General features: G+C 73.5%; 11 protein-coding genes. 7 read left to right on the forward strand and 4 right to left on the reverse strand.

What is annotated here, in order from left to right; translation table 11 throughout:
* Positions 1-66: 66 nt before the first annotated feature.
* From ABZ807_RS09005 to ABZ807_RS09025, 5 genes are all read left to right on the forward strand, one after another.
* On the forward strand, positions 67-1836 hold the full coding sequence (locus tag ABZ807_RS09005) for an alkaline phosphatase D family protein (protein WP_357154563.1): 1770 nt from the start codon (positions 67-69) through the stop codon (positions 1834-1836).
* Between the two features lie 24 nt (positions 1837-1860).
* Positions 1861-2301, forward strand: coding sequence for a MarR family transcriptional regulator (locus ABZ807_RS09010; protein ID WP_357154565.1), 441 nt, complete (start codon positions 1861-1863; stop codon positions 2299-2301).
* Between the two features lie 110 nt (positions 2302-2411).
* Complete coding sequence (locus tag ABZ807_RS09015) at positions 2412-4031, forward strand: MDR family MFS transporter (protein WP_357154567.1); 1620 nt, start codon at positions 2412-2414, stop codon at positions 4029-4031.
* A 4-nt stretch (positions 4032-4035) separates the two neighbouring features.
* Positions 4036-4527 (forward strand): universal stress protein, encoded by a 492-nt coding sequence (locus ABZ807_RS09020; RefSeq protein ID WP_357154568.1) that lies wholly within the window; start codon positions 4036-4038, stop codon positions 4525-4527.
* A 42-nt stretch (positions 4528-4569) separates the two neighbouring features.
* A complete protein-coding gene (locus ABZ807_RS09025; protein WP_357154569.1) occupies positions 4570-5091 on the forward strand; it encodes a DinB family protein in 522 nt (173 codons plus the stop codon).
* A 76-nt stretch (positions 5092-5167) separates the two neighbouring features.
* Here ABZ807_RS09025 and ABZ807_RS09030 read toward each other — a convergent pair whose 3' ends face one another.
* From ABZ807_RS09030 to ABZ807_RS09040, 3 genes are all read right to left on the reverse strand, one after another.
* A complete protein-coding gene (locus tag ABZ807_RS09030; RefSeq protein ID WP_357154571.1) occupies positions 5168-5788 on the reverse strand; it encodes an HAD-IA family hydrolase in 621 nt (206 codons plus the stop codon).
* The gene (gene smc, locus ABZ807_RS09035; protein ID WP_357154572.1) at positions 5788-9399 is read right to left on the reverse strand and encodes a chromosome segregation protein SMC; all 3612 of its coding nucleotides are present in this window, start codon (positions 9397-9399) and stop codon (positions 5788-5790) included. Before smc ends, ABZ807_RS09030 begins: the two co-directional genes overlap by 1 nt.
* Positions 9400-9692: 293 nt before the next feature.
* Positions 9693-9887 (reverse strand): hypothetical protein, encoded by a 195-nt coding sequence (locus tag ABZ807_RS09040; RefSeq protein WP_357154574.1) that lies wholly within the window; start codon positions 9885-9887, stop codon positions 9693-9695.
* Between the two features lie 356 nt (positions 9888-10243).
* Between ABZ807_RS09040 and ABZ807_RS09045 the strand changes: the two genes are divergently transcribed.
* Positions 10244-11389: a CAP domain-containing protein gene (locus tag ABZ807_RS09045; protein WP_357154576.1), complete on the forward strand. Its 1146-nt coding sequence runs from the start codon at positions 10244-10246 to the stop codon at positions 11387-11389.
* Between the two features lie 138 nt (positions 11390-11527).
* Positions 11528-12415, forward strand: coding sequence for an endo alpha-1,4 polygalactosaminidase (locus tag ABZ807_RS09050; protein WP_357154578.1), 888 nt, complete (start codon positions 11528-11530; stop codon positions 12413-12415).
* A 97-nt stretch (positions 12416-12512) separates the two neighbouring features.
* Here the strand turns inward: ABZ807_RS09050 and ABZ807_RS09055 are convergent, their stop codons facing one another.
* Entirely contained in the window at positions 12513-14732 is a 2220-nt protein-coding gene (locus tag ABZ807_RS09055; RefSeq protein WP_357154580.1) for an MMPL family transporter, read from the reverse strand.
* Positions 14733-14764 lie beyond the last annotated feature (32 nt).

A 14764-nucleotide genomic window follows, 5' to 3' on the forward strand; every position in this document is an offset into this window, starting at 1 on the left:
GCCAGCAGTGGGGCGACCGCCGGCGGGGTAGTAAAGCTGAAGTCCGCCCACCTCGGAGGTCTCGCCATGCCCGCCCCACGCCTGCTCATCGGCCCCCTGCTGCGGCGGGTCGTCGGCACGCGGGCCACCGTCTGGGTCGAGACCAATGCGCCCGCCGTGGTCACCGTTCGCACGGCCGGCGGAGCCGCCGGCTCCGCGCCGACCTTCTCCGCGTACGACCACCACTACGCGCTGGTGGTGGTCGAAGGGCTCACCCCGGACAGCGCCACCAGCTACGAGGTGCTGCTCGACGGCGAGGTCGCCTGGCCGGTACGGGAGAGCGGCTTCCCGGCCAGCGTGATCCGCACCCGGGCGGCGGACGATCGGGACCAGCCGGTCAGGCTGATCTTCGGCTCCTGCCGGGAGGCGACCCAGCACGCCACCACCCGGCGGCTGCCCCCGGACGCGCTCGACGCGTACGCCCGGCGGTTGATGGCCGACCCGGACCCGGCCGGCCGGCCCGACCTGCTGATGCTGCTCGGCGACCAGGTCTACGCCGACGTGACCTCGCCCACGGTACGCAAGCTGCTCAAGCGGCGCCGGCGGCGGCCGAAGGACGCCCCGGCGACGCAGGTGGTGAGCTTCGACGAGTACACCAAGCTCTATCTGGAGTCCTGGCGCGACCCGGAGATCCGCTGGCTGCTCTCCACCGTGCCGAGCGTGATGATCTTCGACGACCACGAGGTCATCGACGACTGGAACACCTCCGCGTCCTGGCGGGCGGACATGCGCCGGCAGCCCTGGTGGGCCGAGCGGATCCGCAGTGGCCTCGCCTCGTACTGGGTCTACCAGCACCTGGGCAACCTCTCCCCGGACGAGATCGCCGACGACCCGCTCTACGCCAAGGTGGTCACCGCCGAGGACGCCACCGACGTGCTGCGCGAGTTCGGCGAGCGGGTGGACGCCGAGGCCGACGAGGTGCACGACACCGAACAGAGCTGGTCTTCGGCTCCCGACTGCGGGGCTCGCTCCGCTCACTGGACGCGCTCGCCCGGGCGCGTCCGCAGTTACCAGTGGAGCTACGCCCTCGACCTGGGGCGGACCCGCCTGGTGATGCTGGACAACCGGTGCAGCCGGGTGCTGCAACCCGGCAACCGGGCCATGCTGCCGCCCGGCGAGTGGGCCTGGTTCCTGGACCGGGCGCACGGGGTCTACGACCATCTGGTGGTCGGTGCCTCGCTGCCCTGGTTGCTGCCCCCGGGCATCCACCACGTCGAGGCATGGAACGAGCGGCTCGCCGACTCCCGCCGGCCGTGGCTGGCGAAGCTGTCCGAGCAGCTCCGCCGGGCCAGTGACCTGGAACACTGGGGCGCGTTCAGCCGTTCCTTCGAGGCGCTCGGCGCGCTCTTCGCCCGGCTCGGCAGCGGCGCCCCGGGCGGGACGGGCGAGCGGGTCGGCGCCGGCCCGGCGTACGCGCCGCCGGCCTCGATCAGCGTGCTCTCCGGAGACGTGCATCACTCGTACGTGGCACGGGCCCGGTTCGACGACCCCTCGGTGCGCACCCCGGTGCACCAGCTGACCTGCTCCCCGATCCACAACCAGGTGCCGGCCGGAATGCGCCCGCTGATGAAGCTGGGCTGGTCTCCCGGGCCGGCCGCGGCCACCCGGGCCCTCGCGCGCTCCGCCGGGGTACGCCGGCCCACCGTGCGCTGGCGGAAGCTGGCCGGGCCGTACTTCGGCAACGCGGTGGCGACCCTGACGCACACCGGCCGCGCCGCCGAGGTGCTGATCGAGGGCACCACCGGCGACGGCCACCTGCGCGAGGTCGCCCGGCAGCGACTGGCCGGCGGGAACTGAGCCGGCCGCCGTACGCTCTGTGCCGTGGACGAGCAGCAGCCGGAGATCCTACGCGCGGTGGAGCACGAGGTGACCGCGCTGCTGCGCCGTGGGCGGGTGATCTCCTGGGAGATCGCCCGGGGAGTGCACCCCGACCTGGAGCCGAACGCGTACGGGCTGCTGCTCTGGCTGCGCCGGTGCGACTCGATCCGGCTGACCGACCTCGCCGCCCGGCTGGGCATCGGCAAGGGCACGCTGAGCCGGCAGATCCAGGGGCTGGAGGGGCTGGGGCTGGTCCGTCGTGACCCCGACCCGACCGACCGGCGGGCGTCCCTGCTCCGGCTCACCGAGGAGGGGCAGCACCGGTTCGACGCGGCCCGGTCCGCGCGCCTCGGGCAGTTTCGGGAAAAGCTCGACAACTGGTCCGAACGGGATGTGACGGAGTTCGCCAAACTGCTGCGCCGGTTCAACGAGGGCCTGGGCTGAGCCGTCGGACCGGGAACAAGGCCGCCGCTTCTCAAGTTGTTGCTCGAGGCAACTAAGCCGTACGGTTGCCCGAAGCAACTCTTTCTCTACTCCCACCGGAGGCAGCCACGATGACCCAGGCGCCAGCGCCCACCCGGGCGACCGCCGTCGACATGACCCACCGGCAGATCCTGGAGGCCCTCTCCGGCCTCTTGCTGGGCATGTTCGTCGCCATCCTCTCCTCGACGGTCGTCTCGAACGCGCTACCGCGGATCATCACCGAGCTGAAGGGTGGCCAGTCCGCGTACACCTGGGTGGTCACCTCGACGCTGCTGGCGACCACCGCGACCACCCCGATCTGGGGCAAGCTCGCCGACCTGACCAGCAAGAAGGTCCTGGTCCAGCTCTCCCTGGCCATCTTCGTGCTGGGCTCCGTGCTGGCCGGCCTCTCACAGTCCACCGGGCAACTGATCGCCTGCCGGGTGCTCCAGGGCGTGGGCGCCGGCGGCCTCACCGCGCTGGCGCAGGTGATCATGGCAACGATGATCGCGCCCCGCGAGCGGGGCCGCTACAGCGGCTACCTCGGCGCGGTGATGGCCGTCGGCACCATCGGTGGCCCGCTGATCGGCGGCGTGATCGTGGACACCTCCTGGCTCGGCTGGCGCTGGTGCTTCTACGTCGGCGTGCCGTTCGCCATCCTCGCCCTGGTCGTCCTCCAGAAGACCCTGCACCTGCCGGTGGTCAAGCGGAAGGCGAAGATCGACTGGTGGGGTGCCACCCTGATCACCGCCGCCGTCTCGCTGCTGCTGATCTGGATCACCCTCGCCGGCAGCCGGTACGACTGGATCTCCTGGCAGTCCGCCGTCATGGTGGCCGGCGCGGTGCTGCTCGGCGTGCTCGCCGTCCGGGTGGAGAACCGGGCCAGCGAGCCGATGATCCCGCCGCACCTGTTCCGCAACCGCACCATCACCCTCGCCGTGGTCGCCAGCATCGCGGTCGGCGTCGGCATGTTCGGCGCCTCGGTCTTCCTCGGCCAGTACTTCCAGATCAGCCGCGGCCAGAGCCCGACCATGTCCGGCCTGATGACCCTGCCGATGATCGTCGGCCTGCTGATCTCCTCCACGCTCACCGGCCGGATCATCACCAACACCGGGCACTGGAAGCGCTACCTGGTCGCCGGGTCGGCCCTGCTCACCCTCGGCTTCGCGCTGATGGGCACGCTCCGGGCGGACACCAACTACTGGCTGCTCAGCAGCTACATGGCGCTGATCGGCATCGGGGTCGGCATGACCATGCAGAACCTCGTCCTGGCCGTGCAGAACACCGTCGGCGCGCACGAGCTCGGCGCGGCCAGCTCGGCCGTCGCCTTCTTCCGCAGCCTCGGCGGCGCGATCGGCGTCTCGGTGCTCGGCGCGGTGCTCGGCCACAAGGTCACCGGCTACATCGCCGACGGCCTGGCCCACCTGGGCATCCCGGCCTCCGGCTCCGGCAGCGGTGGCGCCCTGCCCAACGTGCACACCCTGCCCGCCCCGATCCGCGCGGTGGTGGAGTCGGCGTACGGCCACGGCGCCGGGGACATCTTCCTGGTCGCCGCACCGTTCGGGCTGATCGCGCTGATCGCGGTCTGCTTCATCAAGGAAGTGCCGCTGCGCCGGCACACCGGCGACGCGCCGGCCGACGAGGTCGAGCGGGAGTCGACCGTCGCGGCCGGTGGCGGGGCCTCCATGGTCCGGACCGGCATCAAGGAGTGACACCGTGAGGACCTCCGTGGACCGCGAGGAGTACGGCCCGCAGACCCGCCCGCTGCCCTATGAGCGCGGCACCGACGGGCCCCGAGTGGTGCTCGTCGGGGTGGACGGGAGCCGCACCTCCGAACGGGCCGCCTGGTACGCGAGCGGCCTGGCCCGCCGGCAGGGCTCCGCACTGGTCGTCGTTTTCGTCAGCTCACCGCCCGGCTTCACCACGCTGATCCCCGGCGTGGACGCCGGCGCGATGCAGCGCACCCACGACGAGCTGGTCGCCGAGCTGCGCCGGGAGTGCCGGCAGGGCGCGCAGGAGTTCGGCCTGCCGATCACCTTCCTCTGCCGGCGGGGCGACGCGTACACCGAACTGTGCGAGGCGGCCGACGAGACCCGGGCGGACCTGGTGGTGGTCGGGGCGTCGGAGCAGGCGGGCCACCGCCTGGTCGGTTCGGTCGCCACCCGGCTGGTCCGCACCGGCCGGTGGCCGGTCGTCGTGGTGCCCTGATAACCACTCGCCGGCGTCGCACCCGACGACCAGGATGTCGGGATGACCTGGAGAGCACCGCAGATCGACCGGACCCCCGAACCCACCGTCGGCGACGAGCGCACCATGCTGGAGGGCTGGCTGGACTACCACCGGCAGACCCTGCTGTTCAAGTGCGCCGGGCTGACCGCCGAGCAGTTGCGCACACCCAGCGTGGAGCCGTCCGGGCTGACCCTGCTGGGGCTGGTCCGCCACCTCGCCGAGGTGGAGGCCTGGTGGTTCCGGGAGAACTTCGCCGGCGAGAAGGTCGACTACCCCTACTTCACCCCGGACGACCCGGACGCCGACCACGACGTCAGCAACGCCGACGCCGAGGCCGACTTCGCCACCTGGCACCGGGAGGTCGCACTGGCCCGCGCCGCCGCGGCCGGCCGCTCCCTCGACGAGACCTTCACCGAGGTGGGCCCGAAGAAGCGCATCTTCAACCTGCGCTGGGTCTACGTCCACATGATCGAGGAGTACGCCCGGCACAACGGCCACGCCGACCTGGTCCGCGAGCGCATCGACGGCGTCACCGGCGACTGACCTCTCCCGCCGCCGGGCGCCGGTCAGCTGCCGCACCCGGCCCGCAGCAGGTGCTCCCCGAGCGGGGTCAGCGGCCTCAGTACGCCAGCGCCGCCCGCAGGTAGCGCAGGTCGGCCGGGCCGCTCCACCGGTGCGCCGACAGGCCGGCGGCGCGGGCGCCGCGGACCGCCCAGTCCTCGTCGTCGACGAAGAGCACCCGCGCCGGCGGGGTCTCCAGCGCCTCGCAGGCCGCCTGGAAGTATTCCTTCGCCGGCTTGTGCACGCCGATCACCGAGGAGTTGACCACCACGTCCAGCTCGCCGACCAGGCCGAGCCCGGCCAGGTCGGCGTCGAGCAGGTCGGTGGCGTTGGTGGCCAGCCCGACCCGGACGCCCGCCGCGCGGACCTCCCGGACGAACACCAGCACCTCCGGGTCGACCTCGCCCCGGTAGCGCTGCCACCGCTGGACCGCGGCACGGGCCCGCTCCGGGCTGCCCACCGACTCGGTCAGCGAGTCCGCCACGCTGGTCATCCACTCGGCGTGGCTTACCCGGCCGGTCAACACCGGCTGGAGCCGCCCCCACTGCATGGCGATCTCGCCGAGCACCCCCTGGGAGAGGCCGTACTCCCGCTCGACACCGGCAGCCACCGCCGGGTCCCAGCGGCGCAGCACGCCATCGAAGTCCAGCAGGAGCGCCGTCGCGCGTTCCCGAGCCACTACCCGTTCTCCTCGCCGCGGCCAGGCCGCTCGTCCTCGTCGGCCCGGTTGAGCCGTTGGCTGATCACCTGGGTGACCCCACTGCGCATGGTCACGCCGTAGAGCGCGTCGGCGATCTCCATCGTCCGCTTCTGGTGCGTGATGACGATCAGCTGACTCTTCTCCCGCAACTGTGCCAGCAGCGTGATCAGTCTGCCCAGGTTCACGTCGTCGAGGGCCGCCTCCACCTCGTCCATGATGTAGAACGGGCTGGGCCGGGCGCGGAAGATCGCCACCAGCATCGCCACCGCGGTCAGCGACCGCTCGCCGCCGGACAGCAGCGACAGCCGCTTGATCCTCTTGCCCGGCGGGCGGGCCTCCACCTCGACGCCCGTGGCGAGCAGATCCTCCGGGTCGGTGAGGATCAGCCGGCCCTCGCCGCCGGGGAAGAGCACGGTGAAGACCTGCTCGAACTCCCGGGCGGTGTCGGCGAAGGCGCTGGCGAAGACCTCCAGGATCCGGTCGTCGACGTCCTTGACCACGGTGAGCAGGTCCCGCCGGGTGGCCTTCAGGTCCTCCAGCTGCTCGGAGAGGAACTTGTAGCGCTCCTCCAGCGCGGCGAACTCCTCCAGCGCGAGCGGGTTGACCTTGCCGAGCAGGGCCAGCTCCCGTTCCGCCTTGGCGGCCCGCTTCTCCTGCACCGGCCGCTCGTAGCGGACCGGCTCGGGCACCGGCAGGGCGTCGCGTTCGGCCACCGCGACGTCCACCTGGGTGGGCGGGACGAGCTGGGTCGGGCCGTACTCGGCGACCAGGGTCTCCACGTCCAGGCCGAAGTCCTCGGCCGCCTTCGCCTCCAGCTGCTCGATGCGCAGCCGCTGCTCGGCGCGGGCCACCTCGTCACGGTGCACCTGGCTGGTCAGCCGTTCCAGCTCCGCGCCGAAGCGCTTGGCCGCGCCGCGTACCTCGTGGAGCTCGGCCTCGCGGGCGGCGCGTTCGCGCGCCACCGCGTCGCGGTGCTCCTCGGCGGCGGCGATCGAGGCGGTGAGCCGGGTGAGCGCCTCGCGGGCGCCGCCCACCACCGCCCGGGCGATGGCCGCGCCGCGGGTCCGCGCCGCCCGCCGGGCCGCGGCGCGTTCCCGCGCCGCCCGCTCGGCGGTGGCCTGCCGGGCCAGCGAGTCGGCCCGGCCGGCGATCGAGGAGACACGCTCCTCGGCGGTACGCACCGCGAGCCGGACCTCCATCTCGTTCTGCCGGGCCCGGGGCACCATCGCGGCGAGCTGGTCGCGCTCCTCGGTGGACGGTTCGACGTCGAGCGGGGTGTCCTCGGCCAGCCGCAGCCGCTCCTCCAGCTCGGCCAGGGCGAGCAGGTCGCGTTCGCGGGCCGCTTCGGCGCGGGACCGGGACTCACCGAGCCGGTCGGTCTCCGCCTTCGCGGAGCGGGCGGCGGCGCCCAGTTCGGCGAGCCGGCGGGCGGCGGCGTTGCGGTGGCTCTCCGCCTCCCGCTTGGCGGCGGCGGCGTGCTGTCCCGCCTCCTTGGCGGCGGCCACCTCGGCCCGCGCGTCGACCAGCTGCCCGCGCAGCTCGGCGCTGGTCCGCTCGGCGGTGAGCCGGTTGGCGCGGGCCTCCTCGGCGGCGGCCTGCACCTCGATGTAGCTGGGCGCCTTGGCCGACCCGCCGGCCGCCGCGTACGCCCCGACCACGTCGCCGTCCGGGGTGACCGCGCGCAGTTCCGGGTTGTCGGCGACCAGCTCGGCCGCGGCGGCGAGGTCGTCGACGAGCACCACGTCGCGCAGCGCCCGGTGCACGGCCGGGCGGATCTCGGCGGCGCACTCGACCAGGTCGGGCGCCCAGCGGGCGGTGTCCGGCAGCTTCGGGCGCAGGGCGTCGGCCGGGCCGTCCATGCCGGGGCCGGCGGGGCTGCCGACCAGCAGGCCGGCCCGCCCGGCGTCGGAGATCTTGAGCAGCCGCATCGCCTCGACGGCCTCGTCCACCCCGCTGACCGCGACCGCGTCGGCGAGCCCGCCGAGCGCGGCGGCGAGGGCGGCCTCGTGCCCGGGGGCGACGGTGAGCAGGCCGGCCAGGCTGCCCAGCAGGCCGGGCACCTCGCCGGCACGGGCGAGCAGCGCACCGGCGCCGTCCTTGCGGCGCAGCCCCAGGGCGAGCGCCTCCTCGCGGGCCTTCCAGGTGGCGGCGTCCTTCTCGGCGGCCCGCTCGGCGTCGGCGAGGGAGCGCACGGCGGCCTGGGCCTTCTCGTGCACGGCGACCGCCTCGGCGTGCCGCTCGTCGAGTTCGGCGTTGTCCCGGTCCGCCTCGGTGGACTGTTCGGCCACCGCGTCCAGCTCGGCCTGGGCCTTCTCGGCGCGGGCCAGCGCGTCGGCGTGGGCGGCGGAGAGCCGCTCGATCTCCTCGCCGGCGCTGGTGGTGCGGGCCCGTGCCGAGTTGACCTGGCCGGTGAGCCGGGCCAGGCCCTCCCGGCGGTCGGCGATCGCCTTGGCGGCGGCGACCAGCTCCCGCTCGGCGGCGGCCAACTGCCGCTCCAGCTCCTGCCGGTGCTCCACCGCCTCGGCCAGCCGGATCTGGTCCTCGGTGAGCGCCGCGCGCAGCTCCTCCTCCTGCTCGCGGACCCGCTGCGACTCGGCCTCCAACTGGTCCGGGTCGCGGCCGGGCCGCTCATCGTCGCCGGTGGCGCTCAGGTGGCGCAGCCGTTCCCGGGCGAGCTGCTCGATGGAGCGGAACCGCTCCTGGAGGGCGGAGAGCTTGTACCAGGTGTCCTGGGCGGCGGCGAGCAGCGGCGCGTCCTCGGCCAGGGCCGCCTCCAGCTCGCCCAGGCGGGCCTGCACCTCGGTGTGTTCGGCCTCGACCTGCTCGCGGCGCTCGCGCAGCGCGGTCTCGTCGGCGATCTCCCGGTCCAGGGTGGTACGCAGGGTGGCGAGGTCGTCGGCGAGCAGCCGCAGCCGGGCGTCGCGCAGGTTGGCCTGGATGGCAGCGGCCCGGCGGGCCACCTCGGCCTGCCGGCCCAGCGGCTTGAGCTGGCGGCGCAGCTCGGCGGTGAGGTCGGTCACGCGGTTGAGATTCACTTGCATCGCGTCGAGCTTCCGCAGCGCCTTCTCCTTGCGCTTGCGGTGCTTGAGGACGCCGGCCGCCTCCTCGATGAACGCCCGCCGGTCCTCCGGCTTGGCGTGCAGCATGCCGTCGAGCCGGCCCTGACCGACGATGATGTGCATCTCCCGGCCGATGCCGGAGTCCGACAACAGCTCCTGGATGTCCAGCAGGCGGCAGGAGTCGCCGTTGATCTCGTACTCGCTCTCGCCGGAGCGGAACATCCGGCGGGTGATGGAGACCTCGGTGTATTCGATCGGCAGGGCGCCGTCGGTGTTGTCGATGGTGAGAGTGACCTCGGCCCGGCCCAGCGGCGCCCGCCCGGCGGTGCCGGCGAAGATGACGTCCTCCATCTTGCCGCCGCGCAGCGCCTTGGCGCCCTGCTCGCCCAGCACCCAGGCGATGGCGTCGACGACGTTGGACTTGCCGGAGCCGTTCGGGCCGACCACGCAGGTGATCCCGGGCTCCAGCTTGAGCGTCGTCGCGGAGGCGAAGGACTTGAACCCCTTCACCGTCAGGCTCTTGAGATGCACCTTCTCGATCCTCGTCCGGTGGCCGCCGTACCGTCGCCGGCTACGCGGACCTGGTGAACCCGCAGACTAACCCCTCGGCGGCGGCCCGTCGGCACGCGACCCGCCCCGGACGGCGGCGACGGCGGGCGGATCGGCCGGCGAATGACGACGGCGTCCCAGACAAGATCGCGGAATTTGCGGGCGGAAAAACACGGGAGACAGAGCTGCGCGCCGGCACATAAGTGTCGGCGCGCGTTTTTGCGGTGGTGCGATTCAGTTTTTCCAGACCCCGTGGATTTTCCAGATCCCGTGGATCAGGTCAGGGCCGGCTCGGCCAGCCGGAGGAGGTCGTCAGCCTCCGCGGCGGCCGCAGCGAGCCGATCGTTGTCGGCACGCAGCCGCGTGATCTCGAACTCGAGTGCCTGAACCCTGGCCCGCAGATGGGTGACCTCGTCGAGCAGACGTCGGTCGGACGCTGCACCTACGTGGCCGTAGAGGGCTTTCGCCATGCTGACTCCTTGATATGCGCTGCCGGAAGGCCGGCCAACGCGCGCCCAATAACTGTCCGCGACTGCCACGCCGGCATAATCCGGGCATGACTGGGCGCGACTGGCGACACCTACATATTGAGCCGACACCCCCCTCTTCGTCAAGTTCCCGCAGGCCGTAGATCATCTCCACGTCTACCCTGTCCACTTGCCGGGGGCCGCAAGGCTCGGACACGCTCTGTCCGGACTCCTTAACTGTACGCCGGGAAATGTGCGTACGGTCACTACGTGAGTCGGCATCGCCTTAACTCTTCCTTAGCCACATTGCCGCAGTTCAGGGCGCGCCCATAGCGTCATCCCGGCCCACAACCGACTCCGTGGAGGCGACAGGCGTGTACGGCTGGACCGACCCGATCGACCCGGACGGCGCTCGCCGGCGCCCGCACCCGCCGACCGACGAGCCGCCGGCCTGGCTGACCGACCGTCCCGAGCCACGCTCGGCGTACCTCTTCGGAGACGAGCCGGAGCGGCCCGGCGACGACCTGGCGGACGCCCCGACCGCGCAGTGGCCCACCGGGCCGGCCGGCCCGCCGTACGCCGGGCCCGACCCGACCCCGGCCGCCCCGCCGACCGGTCGCCTCGACCCGGCGGCGCACCCGGGCGCGCCCGGCGCCCCGTTCCTGCCCCCCGGCGACTGGCGGCACGGCACGGGCGGCCTGCGGGCCGTGGACGCGGATCCGCCCGTCGCGGGACAGGGCCGGCACCGGCAGCGGAGCCGCTTCCCGCGCACGCTGGTCATCGGGGGCGCCGCCGCGGCCGCCACGCTGGTGGTGAGCCTCGGCGTGGGTGCCCTGGCGCTGCCCGGTGGGAACGGCGGGGAGGCCGACCCGGCCTCCGTCGACGACACCGTGGCCGCCGCCCCGCTGGCGCCCGACACCGACACCGGCGCCCCCGCCGACGCCCTGGCGGCCACCGCCACCGCCACCACCTCGCCGACCGGCACGCCGGCCACGGCCCGCCCGACCCCGTCGGCGAGCAGGACGGCCAAGCCGACGCCCGCGCCGACGCGGACCACGGCCCCGTCCCGGCAGAGCGCCGCGCGGACCGGCGGCGGCACCGCGAACTCCGTCAGCCCCGGCGTCAGCAGCCAGGCCCAGCAGGTCGTCGACCTGGTCAACGCCGAACGGGCCAAGGCCGGCTGCGGGAAGCTGGGCGTCGACGACAAGCTGATGCTCGCCGCCCAGCGGCACAGCCAGGACCAGGCCGACCACCAGGAGATGTCGCACACCGGCAGCGACGGCAGCGACGCCGGCGACCGCATCGACCGGGTCGGCTACACCTGGCGCACCTACGGCGAGAACGTCGCCTGGAACCAGAAGACCCCGGCCGCGGTGATGGACGCCTGGATGACCAGCCCCGGGCACCGGGCCAACATCCTCAACTGCGCGTTCACCGAGATCGGCGTGGGCGTGGCGAGCAGCAACGGGCCGTACTGGACCCAGGTCTTCGCCGCACCGCGGTGAGGCGTACCGCGGGCGCCCCCGCCGACGACGCGACCGCGTCGTCGGCGGGGGCGCTTCGTTTGACCGGGTGAGGCGCGCCGCGCGGAATGGCACGGCGCGCGGGCGGCGCAGTGCCGCCCGACGACCCGGGAGCTGCCGATGCGGATCCGGCTGCCAGCGCCCGCGAGGCGGGGCGGGCCGCTGCCGGCCGCCGCGGGCCGGCGACCGCCCACCCGGCGCGGGATCCGCCGGGCGCTGCCGGCCGCCGTCGCGCTCACCCTGCTCACCCCGGTGTACGCCTGCCAAGCCCCGCTGGTCCCGCCGGGCGCGCCGACCCAGTGGCCGGCCGAGTACGCCCACCGGTGGCAGTGGCAGTGGCAGCTCGACGGTCCGGTCGACACCGACGTCGCGGCGGACGTCTTCCTGCTCGACCCGGTACGGACCACCTCCGCCGACACCACCGCCCTACGTCGGCGGGACCGCCGGCTGGTCTGCCAGGTGCACGTCGGGTCGTACGCCGACACCGACCCGGACGTCACCCGCTTCCCGGCGGCGGTCCGGGGCGCCGCCACCGGCCGGGCGCAGCGCCGCTGGCTCGACGTACGCCGGTGGGACGTGCTGAAGCCGGTGCTGGCCGACCGGTTCCGGCTCTGCCGGGGCAAGGGGTTCGGCGCGGTGGCGCTGGCCGACGCCGACGGGTACGCCCACCGCTCCGGTTTCCCGCTCGGCTTCGACGACCAGCTGACGTTCAACCGCCAGTTGGCCGTGCTGGCCCGTTCCCTCGACCTCTCCCCCGGGCTGATGAACGATTTGGGCCAGGTCGCGGCGCTCGCACCCGACTTCGACTTCGCGGTCAACGAGGAGTGCGTCCGGCTGAAGGCCTGCGCCAAGCTGCTGCCGTTCGCCGACGCGGACAAACCGGTCTTCCACGTCGAGTACACCGGCGACACCGCGACGTTCTGCCTGACCACCGTCGGGTACGGCTTCGCCTCCATCCGCAAGACGCGGTCCCTGGACGCCTGGCGCGACCCCTGCCAGCTCCCCTGACCAGCGCCGCCGGCCCCGTAGTCCGCCCGGAACAGTCTGGCGGTGGAGGCACGCCGAGGGCCCGGACCGCGGTGGTCCGGGCCCTCGACGCGTCCGGTCAGCGGACGGCGACCAGCTCCGGGCTCGGGGCCGGCGGGTCGGCCGGCGAGGTCACCGGCTTCTCCCGCAGGAAGCGCGGGGCCCACCAGTTGGCCTTCCCGAGCAGCGTCATCAGCGACGGCAGCACCACCGCCCGGATGATCGTGGCGTCCAGCAGGATCGCGGCGGCCAGCCCGACGCCGAGCTGCTTCATGTCGATCGTGCTGAGCGAGGCGAAGATCCCGAACACCCCGACCATGACGATCGCCGCGCTGGTCACCACGCCCGCCGACGAGGTGATTCCGTACGCCACCGCCTCCCGGTTCGACAGGCCGGCCCGGACCCCCTCACGGATCCGGCTGACCACGAAGACGTGGTAGTCCATGGAGAGCCCGAAGAGCACCACGAACAGGAAGAGCGGCAGCCAGGTGACGATCGCCCCCATCGAGGTGAAGCCGAGCAGCCCCTCCGCCCAGGTGTTCTGGAAGACCAGCACCAGCAGGCCGTACGCGGCGCCGGCGGAGAGCAGGTTGAGCACGATCGAGGTGAGCGCGATCACCACCGAGCGGAACGTCAGCACCATCACCACGAAGGTCAGCGCCAGCACGAAGGCCATCACGATCGGCAGCTTCTCCTCGATGTGCTTCGAGTAGTCCTGGCTGCCGGCGACCTCGCCGCCGACCGCGTACTCGACGCCGGGGATGCCCGTCATCGCCGCCGGCAGCAGGTCGTCACGGAGCTCGTCGAGCGAGCGCGCCGCCTCGTCGGAGCGGCCGGCGTACGGGGTGGCGAGGTCCAGCACCGACACCCGCCGGTCGGCCGACACCTCGATCTTCGGGCCGTCCGCCTCGACCGGGGCGAACAGCGGGTCAGCCCCGGCCCGTCCGGCGAGGTCGGTCAGCGCGGCGCGCACCCGGTCGGCCTGCTCGGCCGGCGCCCGTACGGCCACCTGGTGACTGGTGCCGGTGCTCGGGAAGGCGGCGGTGAGCCGGTCGTACGCCTGCATGGCCGGCGTGGTGCGGGGCAGGTCCGCCATGTCGGGGAACTGCAGCTTCATGCCGAGCGCAGGCGCGGCCAGGGCGAGCAGCAGCCCGACCGAGGCGACCAGGGTGGCCAGCGGCGCCCGCAGCGCGGGGCGCAGCACGGCCGGCCAGAAGCGCGGCCTCGCCGGCTTGCCGTCCCGCCCGGTGCGAGCGGCGGTGAGTCGCCAGAGCAGCGGCACCCGGGGCCGGTCGACCCAGCGGCCGAGCTTGGCCAGCAGCGCTGGCAGGACGGTCAGCGAGCCGGCCACCGCGACCGCGACCACCAGAATCGAGCCGACCGCGAGGGAGGAGAAGACCGCGTCGTTGACGAGCAGCAGGCCGGCCATCGAGATCATCACGGCGAAGCCGGAGACGACCACCGCGTGCCCGGAGGTCTCCGCCGCGATCTCCACGGCGTCGAGCCCGGAGCGCCCCTTGGCCCGTTCCTCCCGTTCCCGCCGGACGTAGAACAGCGAGTAGTCGACACCGACGGCCATGCCGATCAGCAGGATCACGCTGGCCGTGGTGTCGGTGGCCGGCACCAGGTGCGAGGCGAGGGTGGACAGGCCCATCGCGGCGGCCACCGAGGAGAGCGCCAGCAGCACCGGCACGCCGGCGGCGATCAGCGCGCCGAACGCGATGATCAGGATGGCCAGGGTGACCGGCAGGCTGAGCAGCTCGGCCCGCTTGAAGTCCTCGCCGAGGGTCTCGTTCAGCGCCTGGTTGATCGACGGCCCGCCGACCTGCTCGACCCGCAGTTGCGGGTACGCGTCCTGGACTCCGGCGGTGGCGTCGCGCAGCGGCTGCACCCGGTCGGCCGCGTCCTCCGGCTCGCCGGACATGGTGATCGGCAGCAGCAGCGCGCCGCCGTCCCGGGACGGCACCGGCGTCCCCACCGACGCGACCCCGGTCACCTGGCGGAGCTTCTCGGCGGCGTCGGCCGCCGCGCTCTTCGCTGCGGCCTGGTCCAGCGTCCCCGCCCGCGGGGTGATCAGGACGTTCTCCACCGCCGGGTCGTGGAAGTTGCCGTCGGTGACGATCACGGCGGCGCGGCCGGACTCCCCGACCGCCTGGTCGGCGTTCGTCGCCTCCTTCAGGCCGGCGGCGTTGCCACCGACGAAGCACACCGCCACGAACACCACCCAGATTGCGATCGCGCGCCACGGGTGCTCGGCGCTCCACCGCGCCAACCGCACCGTCACCGGTCTCCTGCCCATTTCCCGGGCCCCCCTCCACACGCCGGCCCCCT

Origin of the sequence: Micromonospora sp. NPDC047548, assembly GCF_040642975.1 — a bacterium.
In the GTDB taxonomy this organism is placed as follows: Bacteria; Actinomycetota; Actinomycetes; order Mycobacteriales; family Micromonosporaceae; genus Micromonospora.

What these genes read in the sequence shown, in the direction of transcription:
- ABZ807_RS09005 (WP_357154563.1), top strand. Translation starts at nt 67, where the DNA reads ATGCCCGCCCCACGCCTGCTCATCGGCCCCCTGCTGCGGCGGGTCGTC.
- ABZ807_RS09015 (WP_357154567.1), top strand. Translation starts at nt 2,412, where the DNA reads ATGACCCAGGCGCCAGCGCCCACCCGGGCGACCGCCGTCGACATGACC.
- ABZ807_RS09025 (WP_357154569.1), top strand. Translation starts at nt 4,570, where the DNA reads ATGACCTGGAGAGCACCGCAGATCGACCGGACCCCCGAACCCACCGTC.
- ABZ807_RS09040 (WP_357154574.1), bottom strand. Translation starts at nt 9,887, where the DNA reads ATGGCGAAAGCCCTCTACGGCCACGTAGGTGCAGCGTCCGACCGACGT.
- ABZ807_RS09050 (WP_357154578.1), top strand. Translation starts at nt 11,528, where the DNA reads ATGCGGATCCGGCTGCCAGCGCCCGCGAGGCGGGGCGGGCCGCTGCCG.
- ABZ807_RS09055 (WP_357154580.1), bottom strand. Translation starts at nt 14,732, where the DNA reads ATGGGCAGGAGACCGGTGACGGTGCGGTTGGCGCGGTGGAGCGCCGAG.